Here is an 11448-nt window from a genome sequence, read left to right on the forward strand (position 1 = left end):
TTCCGCGACTACCCCGTGGCCCGAACGACCGTCGCCTCGGCGACAGATCCGTAGCCGCTGAGGATGACGGTCCGGTCGTCGTCGACCACGATCGCGTCGCCCTCCTCGAGCTGCTCGCCGCGGTATCGCAGTGTCGGGCACAGCGCGACGACGACGACCACCTCCTGGCCGGCGCGACGGCGCAGCGTGCGGGCGCCGGTGACGTAGCTCCGCACCAGCTGACCGCCGCCGAACGCGCGGTCGACCATGAGGTTGAGGTCCCGCGCTCCCGGCGCATCCTCGATCGAGGCGACGTCAGCCTCACCCGGGAAGGCGACGACGTCGAACTGCGAGACGTCGCGCGCCGCTCCGGACAGGCGGAGGTGGATGCCGGCGGGCGTGAGCGGCATCAGCAGTCGGTCGATGCCATCGAATCGTGAGAAGGGCGCGGCCTTGTCGACGGTTGCGATGCTCACCCGCCAGGCGATGCGATCTCCCTCCCCGTCGCCGATACGGCCGGTTCGCGCGGCGGCGACCTCCTCGGTGACGCCCGCGCCGTTGCGCCAGGCGACGGGCGTGCGATCGCGCTGGCGTCGCAGGATCACGGCGCCGGGACCACGGCGCGCCCGCCGCGCCACACGGCCGCGGTCAGCGGCACGCCGGGGCGGTAGGCGAGGTGGGCGATCGAGGGCGCGTCGAGCATCTGCAGGTCGGCGCGAGAACCGGGGGCGATGACGCCGACGGCGTCGCTGCCTTCGACTCGGCCGACCACGCGCGCGGCGCCCCGGGTTGCGGCGAACACGGCCTCCTCGATCGTGAGGTGCATCTGCAGTACGGCCGTCGCGACGCACAGTGCCATCGAGGTCGTGAACGACGTGCCGGGGTTGCAGTTGGTGGCGAGCGCGATCCGGCCCCCGGCGTCGAGGAGTTGCCGGGCGGGTCCGAACGGCTCGCGTGTCGACAGGTCGCACACCGGCAGGAACGTCGCAACGGTGTCGGAGCCGGCGAGAGCGTCGATGTCGGCGGCGTCGAGGTGGTTGCAGTGGTCGACGCTCGCGGCGTCCAGCTCGACGGCGAGCGCGACGCCGCCGCTGCGGCCGAGCTGGTTGCCGTGCACGCGCAGCGCGAGTCCCGCGGCGGCGCCCGCGCGCAGGATCTCCCGCGACTCGTCGACCGTGAACGCGCCGGTCTCGCAGAAGACGTCGATCGCGTCGACGTAGGGGCGGACGGCGGCGAGCATCGGCCCCGTGACGAGGTCGATGTAGTCGCGGCGGTCGACGCCCGCCGGGACGATGTGCGCGCCCAGGTAGGTGACGGTGTCGGCGACCTGCGCGCCGATGCGCGCGCTCATGACCTCGGCCTCGACGTCGAGACCGTATCCGGTCTTCGTCTCGAGGTAGGTCGTGCCCTGCCGCTCCGCCTCACGTCGCAGTGAGTCGGCGCGCGCGAACAGCTCATCCGCCGTCGCGGCGCGGGTCGCGTCGACGGTGGAGGTGATGCCGCCCGCGACGTACGGAGCGCCCGCCATCCGGGCCTCGAACTCCGCCCCACGGTCGCCGGCGAAGACGATGTGGGTGTGCGTGTCGACCCACCCGGGAAGCACGGCGCGGCCGCCGGCGTCGGTGCGGGTGTCGGCCGCTGGGGCGGATGCCGCGGATCCGACCCACGCGATGCGACCGCCGTCGATCACGACGGCGGCATCCGTGAGGCGCCCGTACTCGCCGGTGTGGGTGGTCAGCTCGCCGATGCCGGTGATGAGCTCGCTCATGGGAACCTCCGGAGTGCGTCGTGCAGCAGCTGGGCGGGGCTGGTGCCGTCGGCGAGGCGCCCGCGCGAGGCGACGGTGTGCCCGCCGACGATGACGCGACGTGCGTCGGCAGCGGTCGCGGTGAGCATGAGCTCGGTCGGGTGCGACCCGAGCGTGCGCGCCGACGCGGCGTCGATCTCGACCAGGTCGCACGGCCCGCCGGGCTGCAGCGGCGCGACCTGCCAGCCGAGCGACCGGTAACCGTCGTCGGTGGCCGCACGCAGGATCTCGGCGGGGGCGAACCGGCCGCGCGCTCCGTGCGCGAGCCGCTCGTGCATCTCGAGGCCCCGGGTCTCGAGGAACGGGTCGACGACGGCGTTCTGATCCGACCCGACGGCGAGGCGCGCGCCGGCACTCAGCAGCTCGCGCGCCGGCCCGATCCCGTCGCCGAGGTCGGCTTCGGTGGTGGGGCACATGACGATGGATGCCCCGGCCTCTCCGAGCAGCGCGATGTCGCCGCCGGTGAGGTGGGTGGCGTGCACGGCGGTGGCGCGTGCCGACAGCACGCCGGCCTCGCTCAGCAGCTCGGTGGGCGTGAGACCATACGCGGCGACGCAGTCGGCGTTCTCCTGCGGCTGCTCCGACAGATGGACGTGGAGGGGCACATCGGCGGTGAGCCCGGCGGCGATCTGCGCGATCGCGTCGCGCGGCACCGCCCGCACCGAGTGGACCGCGGCCCCGAGCCGGGCGCCGTGGCCGACGCGGTCGCGCAGCTCATGCCAGCGATCGAGGTAGGCGCCTGCGGACTCGTCGCTGAAGCGCTCCTGCTTCGGCGCGAGCGGACGGTCGATGCCGCCGGTGAGGTAGGCGGTGTCGAGGAGGGTGAGCCGGATGCCGACGCTCTCGGCGGCGGCGGCAACCGCCCGCTCCATCTCGTGAGGATAAGGGGTGCCGTCTTGCCGGTGGTGCACGTAGTGGAACTCCCCGACGGCGGTGTAGCCGGAGGTGACCATCTCGGCGAAGACGGCGCGCGCGAGCTCGAAGTAGCTCTCGGGATCGAGCCGTGCCGCCGCTGCGTACATGCTCTCGCGCCAGCGCCAGAAGTCGCCGCCGTGCGCGTGGGTGCGGCCGCGCAGCACGCGGTGGAAGGCGTGCGAGTGCGCGTTCGCGACCCCGGGAATCACGGTACCGAGGACGACGTCGTCGCCGCGCGGAGCGACGTCCGTCTCGACCGCGGCGACGAGGCCGCCGGCGTGGGTGAACCGGACGCGCTCGCGGACGCCGTCGGCGTCGACGACCCGGTCGCACCAGATGTTCACTGCAGCTCCTCCAGCACCGTGACGAGCGCGTCGATGCCGACGAGGCAGTCCTCGGCCTCCGCGAACTCGGCGGGGGCGTGCGAGATGCCGGTGGGGTTGCGGACGAAGACCATCGCCGTCGGCACCGTGCCGGCGAGGACCCCGGCGTCGTGCCCGGCGCCCGTCGGCAGCACCGGCACGTCACCCAGCGCCATGCGCAGCCGGTCGCGCACGCTCCCATCGAAGCGGACGGCGCCGCTCCACGACTGCTCGGCGAACTCGGATGCCCCGACACGGCGCGCGATGTCGGCAACGAGGTCGCGCACGTCGGCGTCCTCCTCGGCGCGCGCGTCGAGGCTCAGCTCCACGCGCGACGCGATGACGTTCGTCCCGCCCGGCACCGCGCTCACGCGGCCCACGGTCGCACGCGCGTCGCCCGCGGCGAGCGCCGCCTGCTCGATCTCGAGCACGGCGCGGGCTGCGGCGACCATCGGGTCGTCGCGGTCGCCCATCGCGGTCGCGCCAGCATGGTTCCCCTGCCCACGGAAGGTCAGCATCCATCGCCCGTGCGCGAAGATCGAGCTCGCGACGGCGACCGGGCTACCCAGCTCGATGAGCCCGCGCCCCTGCTCGACGTGCACCTCGACGAAGACGCCGATGCGGCCGAGCGCCTCATCGTCGCGCCCGATCTGCCGCGCGTCGAATCCGACGCGCTCGGCCGCCTCGGCGAAGCTCACGCCGTCTTCGTCGCGGAGCGCCCGCGCCCGGTCGGGGGCGAGCTCGCCGGTCATCAGCCGAGAGCCCATGCACGCGATGCCGAACCTGGAGCCCTCCTCCTCCGCGAACGCGACGACGGCCAGCGGACGGGTGAGCCGACTGCCGGCGGCCTGCAGTCGCGCGACGGCATCGAGTGCGACGACGATGCCGAGTGGCCCGTCGAACTCGCCGCCGCCGGGCACACTGTCGAGGTGGCTGCCGGTGACGACCGCGTCGGGTCCGGGTTCACCGAGCCACGCCCAGATGTTGCCATTGCGGTCGTGCTCGACGGAGAGCCCCAGCGCCTCGGCACGCTGGACGAACCAGGCGCGCATCTGCAGGTCGGGCTCCTGCCAGAGGTGGCGCGAGTATCCGCCGCGCACGGGATCGACGCCGATGCCGGTGAGCTCGTGCAGCCCCGTCAACCGGCCGCCCGTCACCAGGCTCGAGGTCATCCCTGCTCCCACATCGGCACGCGCAGGCCGCGCTCACGGGCCACTTCGGCGGCGCGCTCGTAGCCCGCGTCGACGTGCCGCATGACGCCCGTGCCGGGGTCGTTGGTGAGCACGCGCTCGATCTTCTCCGCCGCCAGCGGTGTGCCGTCGGCGACCACGACCTGGCCGGCGTGGATGCTGCGGCCGATGCCGACGCCGCCGCCGTGGTGGAGGGACACCCAGGTCGCGCCGCTCGCGGTGTTGAGGAGGGCGTTCAGCAGGGGCCAGTCGGCGATGGCATCCGAGCCGTCCGCCATCGCCTCGGTCTCGCGGTACGGCGAGGCGACCGAGCCGGAGTCGAGGTGGTCGCGGCCGATCGCGACGGGGGCGGACAGCTCGCCGGAGGCGACCATCTCGTTGAACTTCAGGCCGGCGAGGTGGCGCTCCTTGTAGCCGAGCCAGCAGATGCGTGCGGGGAGACCCTCGAAGTGCACCTTCTCGCCGGCGGCGGTGATCCAGCGGCGGAGCTTCTCGTCGTTCGGGAAGAGCTCGAGGATGGCCTTGTCGGTCGCGGCGATGTCGGCCGGGTCACCCGAGAGCGCCGCCCAGCGGAAGGGGCCGAGGCCCTCCGCGAAGAGAGGCCGGATGTAGGCCGGGACGAAGCCGGGGAAGGCGAACGCGCGGTCGTAGCCGCCAAGCTCGGCCTCACGGCGGATGGAGTTGCCGTAGTCGAACACCTCGGCGCCGGCATCCTGGAACTCGACCATCGCCTTCACATGGGCGGCCATCGAGGCGCGCGACAGGCGAGTGAACTCCTCCGGGTCGTCGGCGGCAGCGCGCTGCCAGTCCTCGAGGGAGACCTCGACGGGCAGGTAGCTGAGCGGGTCGTGCGCGCTGGTCTGGTCGGTGACGATATCGACGGCGACGCCGCGCGCGAGGATCTCCGGGAAGATGGTCGCGGCGTTGCCGACGAGGCCGACCGACAGCGGGCGCCGCTCGGCCTTGGCGGCGAGCACGCGCTCGATCGCGTCGTCGAGGTCGTCGGTCATCTCGTCGAGGTAGCCGTGCTCGACGCGGCGGCGCAGGCGGCCGGGGTCGACGTCGACGATGAGGACGGCGCCCTCGTTGAGGGTGACGGCGAGCGGCTGCGCGCCGCCCATGCCGCCGGCGCCGCCGGTGAGGGTCAGGGTGCCGGCGAGCGTCCCACCGAAGCGCTTCGTCGCGACCGCGGCGAACGTCTCGTACGTGCCCTGCAAGATGCCCTGCGTCCCGATGTAGATCCACGACCCGGCCGTCATCTGCCCGTACATCGTGAGGCCGAGGGCCTCGAGGCGGCGGAACTCTGGCCACGTGGCCCAGTCTCCGACGAGGTTCGAATTGGCGATGAGTACGCGCGGCGCCCACTCGTGGGTACGGAAGACGCCGACGGGCTTGCCGGACTGCACGAGCAGCGTCTCGTCCGACTCGAGCGTCTCGAGAGTGCGGACGATCGCGTCGTACGCCTCCCAGCTGCGCGCGGCACGTCCGGTGCCACCGTAGACGACGAGATCCTCGGGGCGCTCCGCGACCTCGGGATCGAGGTTGTTCATGAGCATCCGCAGCGGGCCCTCGGTCTGCCAGCTCTTCGCGGTGAGCCGGTTGCCTCGGGCGGCGCGGATGGTGCGGGTCTCGGATCCGGAAGTCGTCATGCAGACAGTGAACCCGCTTCGCGCCGCTTCATGTGGGGATGCCGTGGGGTTATCGTCTCATATATGGGACAGAGTCCGCCGCCCGCCGTGCCCGCCGCCCGACAGGCGCTGCGCGTGCTCAGCCATCTCGGCGCGCAGCGGGGGCCCGTGCCCGCTTCGGCCGTCGCCCGCGACCTCGGCATTCCTCGCTCCGCGTGCTACCGCATCCTCACCGCCCTGGTCGATCACGGCTATGCCATCCACTACCCCGAGGACCGCCGCTATGGCCTCGGCTACGCGGCCTACGAGCTGAGTTCCGGGTTCAGCCGGCAGGCGCCCCTGTCGCGCCTGGGGGCCCCGATCCTCGCCGCCCTCGTGGACCACGTCGGCGAGACGGCGCATCTCGGGGTGCTCGATGGCACCGACGTCATCTATCTGCTCGAGCAGCGGGCGCCGCACCGGCCGGTGCTCATCACCGACGTCGGCGTGCGCCTTCCCGCCCACCAGACCGCGACGGGCAGGTCGCTGCTCGCGTGCCTGCCCGCGACACAGCTGCGGGCCCTCTACGTGGAGGATCCCGTCTACCGCCGCAGCGCGCGCCCGTTCCGGGACCTGCCGCACCTGCGGCGCAGCCTCGGCGAGGTCACCAGGGCGGGCTTCGCCGCCGAGAGCGGCGAGGTCAGCGACGGGTTCGCGTCGGTCGCCGTCGCGATCCGCGACCGCAACGGCTGGCCCGCGGCGAGCCTGGCGGTCACCTTCCCGCATGGCAACGTGCCGGAAGAATCCTGGCCCGACCTCGCGCACCGCATCGAGCGGTTCGCGAGCGAGCTCGGCCGCCGGCTCAGCGGCGCCGCCCCCGCGCGGTAGCGGGCGCTCAGGCCGACTGCGGGATGCCGACGGTGCGATGCGCGTGGCGCACGAGGTAGTCGTTGAGGGCGAAGGACGCCGCCACCGCGCGGACCGCGTCGCGCTCGATGATCGACGTGAGGATCTCTGCGTGCGCACGGGCGCCTGCGGCGATCTCATCCTGCTCGTCGTCGATGTTGACGAGCCAGAAGCGGCGCGAGAGGGTCTGCAGCGGCGTCATCGCGTCGACGAGGAACTCGTTGTGGGTCGCCTTCGAAATGAGCTGATGCGTCTGCTTCACCGAATCGGCGTAGCCCTCGAGCGTGAATTCGGCCGCCTGCAGGTAGGCGAGCATCTTCCCCATCGCGTCACGCTCGGCCTTCTTCGCGCGGACGCACGCGAGTTCGACGGCGAGGGCCTCGAGGGGGCGACGGATCTCGAGCAGCCGCAGCTGCGACTCGACCGTGATCTCCGGGACGAACACGCCGCGGTTCGGGTGGATCTGCACGACGCGGTCGCGGGCGAGGCGCTGCAGCGCCTCGCGGACCGGGGTGCGACCGAGGCCGGTGGCTTCCATGAGCGACGCCTCGGACACGAGGGTCGCCGACGTGATCTGCTGCGAAGTGATCATGTCCTCGATGGCGTCGTACGCCTGATCGGCGAGACTTTTCTGTGCCACGGTCACCATCCTTCGCTCGCCCCGGGCGGATTCCACATTTTACAGGGCCGTAACAACAACCCTCTGGCATACGACCGGTATATCGGTAATGTAGCGCCCACGCGGCTCACCCTGAGCCGCCGATTTGAGGAGGAAAGACATGTCGACCGACGCGCAGTTGCACGCGGGTGAGGCCATCGAGCATCGCACCATCGACTGGATCCCCCCGACAGAGCGCCACGGGAGGCCGGGGTCGCTCTTCTTCGTATGGTTCGCCGCGAACACGTCCATCACGGCCCTCGTGACGGGCGCCCTGTTCGTGATCCTCGGCAACTCGCCGCTGTGGTCTATCCCGGCGATCATCATCGGCAACGTGCTCGGCGGTTGGGTGACGGCGCTGCACTCCGCGCAGGGTCCCAAGCTGGGAGTGCCGCAGATGATCCAGAGCCGTGCGCAGTTCGGTTACTATGGCGCGATCCTGCCGCTGGTGCTCGCCCTGTTCATCTACCTGGGCTTCTATGCGACCGGTCTCGTGCTCGGCGGGCAGGCGCTCGGATCGCTCCTGAACGTCGACCCGAAGGTGGGCGCCGCCATCTTCGCCGTCTTCTCCACCGTGCTCGCGATCATCGGATACCGCTGGATCCACCGGGTCTCGCACTTCGCGACGGTCCTGAGCGGTGTCGTGTTCATCGTGCTGCTGTTCGTCATCCTCGCCGCTCCGCACGCCGCCGCTACGATCGGCAGCGGGGAGTTCGCGCTCGCGCCGTTCATCCTCGGCATCTCGCTCTCGGCGTCGTGGCAACTCACCTTCGGCCCCTACATCGCCGACTACAGCCGCTACCTGCCAGAGTCGACGCCGCAGCGCGCCACGATCGGGTGGACCTTCCTCGGGAGCGTCCTCGGCGCCTCCCTCGCGATGAGCATCGGAGCGCTGGCCGCCGCGGTGGGCGGCGCCGCGTTCTCCGACAATCAGGTGCTGTATCTGGCCGGCCTCCTCGGCGGGTTTGGCTGGATCGTGTCGATCACGGTCGTCATCGGCAAGCTCGTCGGCAACACGCTGAGCTCGTATGGCGGGTTCATGTCGCTCGCGACGATCGTGACGGCCCTCGGCCGGAAGGACGTCGTGACCGCGCGCTCCCGCGCCGTGTACGTCGTGATCATCTCGGCGATCGCCTACGCGATCGCGGCGCTCGCGACCGACAACTTCCTCGGGAACTTCACGAACTTTCTGCTGTTCCTGCTGTACTTCATCACGCCGTGGTCGGCGATCAACCTCGTCGACTTCTACCTGATCCGCCACAAGGAGTACGACATCGCGGCGCTGTTTGATCCGAACGGCCCCTACGGCAAGGTCAACGGTCTCGCGTTCATCGCGTACTTCGCCGGCATCCTCGTGCAGATCCCGTTCATGAACAGCTCCCTGTACGTGGGCCCGATCGCCAACCTGTTCGGCGGCGCGGAAGTCGCGTGGATCATCGGCCTCGTCGTCTCCGGCTTCATCTTCTACTGGTTCAACCCGGCCCGCCGCGGCTCGCTCGCGACACGCACCCGCTGAGCCGACCCCTCCCCATCAGAAAGCGCCGCACCATGAAGTTCGATCCGGCTCGCGAGAAGAGCCCCACCCCGCATTCACCCTTTAAGGGACTGACCGTCCCGCGTCCGATCGGCTGGCTCTCGAGCGTCAGCAGCGAGGGCGTGGAGAACCTGGCCCCCTACAGCCAGTGGCAGAACCTCACTTTCGACCCCCCGATGGTGATGTTCGCGGCGAACCAGTACCCCGACGGACGTCGCAAGGACACCGTCATCAATGCCGAGGAGACCGGCTGGTTCGTCTGGAACATGGCTACCTGGGCGCTGCGCGACGCCGTCAACATCAGCGCGATGGCGCTGCCGCCGGAGGTCAGCGAATTCGACCACGCCGGCGTCACCCGCCGCGCCGCCGATCTGTCGGCAGCACCCATGGTCGCCGAGAGCCCCTTCCACTTCGAGTGCAAGTACCTCTCGACGCACCGCCTCAAGGGCAACTCGACGGTGGGCACGATCGACGTCGTCTATGCGACGGTCGAACGCATCCACATGGACGAGAACTCCCTGACCCCCGACGGACGCGTCGACATCGCCAAGGTGCGCCCGATCGCCCGGATGGGCTACTTCGACTACACCGTCGTCGACTCGACGTTCGAGATGCGCGTCCCCGGCGCGGACTCGGACGCCCAGGCCGGCCTCGGCGGCGAGCCCATGGGCTTCTCCGCCGAAGGCTGATTCGCGGATCCGCCGACTCTCCGCCGCGCGCCGACCCCCCACCACCGGCGTTTCCTCTGGACACCCTGCGGCACCCCAAGCGAGTAGGTGGATCCTCTCCGCGACGCCCGCGTGCGCTCCCCCAGCGCCCGCGGGCGTCGTGCTGCGCCCACGGAAGCCGACGAGGGGAACTGGTGCATCGGTGGCACGTTCGACGCGTTTGACCGAGTGAATCGGCCTGACTTTCGTTCCTATCGGGAGCTTTGTCCTGTCATCTCGCAGGACATCGGTGACGGTTCTGCATGAGGACATCCGTGACACTTCCGGCGGTCTTGGTGGTGTCACTTCGGCCGGTGTGATGGGGTGAGTGACCCCGTCCGAGCCCGTTGATTCTCGTGTTCGCCTCGCCATCACGCAGTGGCCCGATGATGCCCCGCGCGGGGCGGTGAGTACGTTCTGCGCCGAGCGCGACATCTCCCGCAAGACGTTTTACGCGATCCGCAAGCGAGCCATCGAAGAAGGGCCGGCAGCGGCGCTCGAGCCGAAGTCACGCCGTCCGAAGTCGAGCCCGTCGATGCTGACCGACGAGGTCAAACGGCAGGCGATCGGTGTGCGGGCCGCGTTGGAGCAGTCCGGGCTGGATCACGGTCCGATCAGCGTGCACGACAAGATGCGCACGCTGAGGATGGACCCGGTGCCGTCGACGGCGTCGGTGGCGCGGATCTTCCGCCGGGCCGGCGTCGCGCGTGCTGAGCGAAGAAGAAGCCGCGCGCTGCGTATCGCCGGTTCGTCTACCCGGCGCCGAACGCGTGCTGGCAGTTGGACGCGACCGAGTATGTCCTCGCCGGCGGCCGCAAATGCGTGATCTTCCAGCTCAGCGATGACCACTCCCGCCTCGCGGTGGCGTCCCACGTCGCCGCCGGCGAGACTTCGGCGTGCACGTCGTCGCGAAAGGCATCGCCGCGCACGGCGTCCCGCAACGCCTGCTCACCGATAACGGTGTCGCATTGAACCCGTCACGGCGCGGGATCGTCGGACAACTCGTCGACTACGTCACCCGGCTCGGGGTGAAGCCGATCACTGGGAAGCCCTACAAGCCGACCACGCAAGGCAAGAACGAACGCTTCCACCAGCCCCTGTTCCGATACCTCGACAAGCAGCCCGTCGCGGCGACACTCGCGCAAATGCAGGCGCACGTCGACGAGTTCGACCGGATCTACAACACCGAACGTCCCCACCAGGGGCTGCCCGGCCACCACCGGATGGCGGCGTCCCCCACGCTCGGCGTTTGCGAAGGTCAGCGGCTCGTTCGCCCAGTGGGCGCATCAAGCGATAGACGCAAAGTCGACGTGATGAGGTCGTCGGTTCGATTCCGACAGGCGGCTCCGGCGAACAGCCCCTGACCTGCGGAAACGCAGGTCAGGGGCGGTTCGGGTTCTGGTGGTCGCGCGATGCACTGGCCTCACTGCTCTGCCCGACACCGACGTCGCTCTGCTCTGCGACGGACCCCCTCGCCGGCCGAGCGCTGGGCAACGCAGCATGGCATTGCGTCGCGACCTGGCGACCGCTCGGCGGGGCGCGATCGTCTCGTGCGTTGGCGGACTACGGGAGCTTGGACGCGAGGACGTCGGCCGCCAGGATCTCGGGTGCTGCGCCGAGGAGGTGCTGGTTGGCCATCAGAGCTGCGACGATGGCGCCGTTGGCGTGGGCGTCGCGAGCGGCCTCGTCGGGGAATGCATCGAAGATCCAGAAGGTGTCGGCGTGGGTCCTGACCGCGAACCAGACAATCGTTCCTACTTCTTCGTTGGCGAGTGCGACAGCG

General features: G+C 70.5%; 10 protein-coding genes and 1 pseudogene. 4 read left to right on the plus strand and 7 right to left on the minus strand.

What is annotated here, in order from left to right:
• Window positions 1–8: 8 nt before the first annotated feature.
• From ABS64_RS12280 to hutU, 5 genes are read right to left on the minus strand one after another with little or no spacing between them, the layout of a single operon-like run.
• Complete coding sequence (locus ABS64_RS12280) at window positions 9–584, minus strand: HutD family protein (protein ID WP_197017282.1); 576 nt, start codon at window positions 582–584, stop codon at window positions 9–11.
• Window positions 581–1747, minus strand: a complete 1167-nt coding sequence (gene hutI / locus ABS64_RS12285) for an imidazolonepropionase (RefSeq protein ID WP_288119562.1) — start codon at window positions 1745–1747, stop codon at window positions 581–583. Before hutI ends, ABS64_RS12280 begins: the two co-directional genes overlap by 4 nt.
• Window positions 1744–3045: a formimidoylglutamate deiminase gene (locus ABS64_RS12290; protein ID WP_292683853.1), complete on the minus strand. Its 1302-nt coding sequence runs from the start codon at window positions 3043–3045 to the stop codon at window positions 1744–1746. Before ABS64_RS12290 ends, hutI begins: the two co-directional genes overlap by 4 nt.
• Window positions 3042–4235, minus strand: coding sequence for an allantoate amidohydrolase (locus ABS64_RS12295; protein WP_292683855.1), 1194 nt, complete (start codon window positions 4233–4235; stop codon window positions 3042–3044). Before ABS64_RS12295 ends, ABS64_RS12290 begins: the two co-directional genes overlap by 4 nt.
• Window positions 4232–5902: a urocanate hydratase gene (hutU, locus tag ABS64_RS12300; protein ID WP_204947782.1), complete on the minus strand. Its 1671-nt coding sequence runs from the start codon at window positions 5900–5902 to the stop codon at window positions 4232–4234. The genes ABS64_RS12295 and hutU overlap by 4 nt, the downstream gene beginning before the upstream one ends.
• 63 nt (window positions 5903–5965) lie before the next feature.
• Between hutU and ABS64_RS12305 the strand changes: the two genes are divergently transcribed.
• Entirely contained in the window at window positions 5966–6748 is a 783-nt protein-coding gene (locus tag ABS64_RS12305) for an IclR family transcriptional regulator (RefSeq protein WP_292683858.1), read from the plus strand.
• Window positions 6749–6755: 7 nt separating this feature from the next.
• Here ABS64_RS12305 and ABS64_RS12310 read toward each other — a convergent pair whose 3' ends face one another.
• Entirely contained in the window at window positions 6756–7406 is a 651-nt protein-coding gene (locus ABS64_RS12310; RefSeq protein ID WP_292683860.1) for a GntR family transcriptional regulator, read from the minus strand.
• A gap of 139 nt (window positions 7407–7545) precedes the next feature.
• Here ABS64_RS12310 and ABS64_RS12315 point away from each other — a divergent pair, with 139 nt between their 5' ends.
• The 3 genes and pseudogenes from ABS64_RS12315 to ABS64_RS12325 form a co-directional block, all read left to right on the plus strand.
• Window positions 7546–8940 (plus strand): cytosine permease, encoded by a 1395-nt coding sequence (locus tag ABS64_RS12315; protein WP_292683862.1) that lies wholly within the window; start codon window positions 7546–7548, stop codon window positions 8938–8940.
• Window positions 8941–8972: 32 nt separating this feature from the next.
• Window positions 8973–9647, plus strand: a complete 675-nt coding sequence (locus ABS64_RS12320) for a flavin reductase family protein (protein ID WP_292683864.1) — start codon at window positions 8973–8975, stop codon at window positions 9645–9647.
• 424 nt (window positions 9648–10071) lie between these two features.
• Window positions 10072–10879: pseudogene (locus ABS64_RS12325) on the plus strand (integrase core domain-containing protein); the annotation flags it as partial.
• 349 nt (window positions 10880–11228) lie between these two features.
• Here the strand turns inward: ABS64_RS12325 and ABS64_RS12330 are convergent.
• Window positions 11229–11448: antibiotic biosynthesis monooxygenase (locus ABS64_RS12330; RefSeq protein ID WP_292683866.1), on the minus strand; the 220-nt coding region annotated here is incomplete at its 5' end.

This window comes from Microbacterium sp. SCN 69-37 (genome assembly GCF_001724435.1).
GTDB classification, from domain to species: Bacteria; Actinomycetota; Actinomycetes; order Actinomycetales; family Microbacteriaceae; genus Microbacterium; species Microbacterium laevaniformans.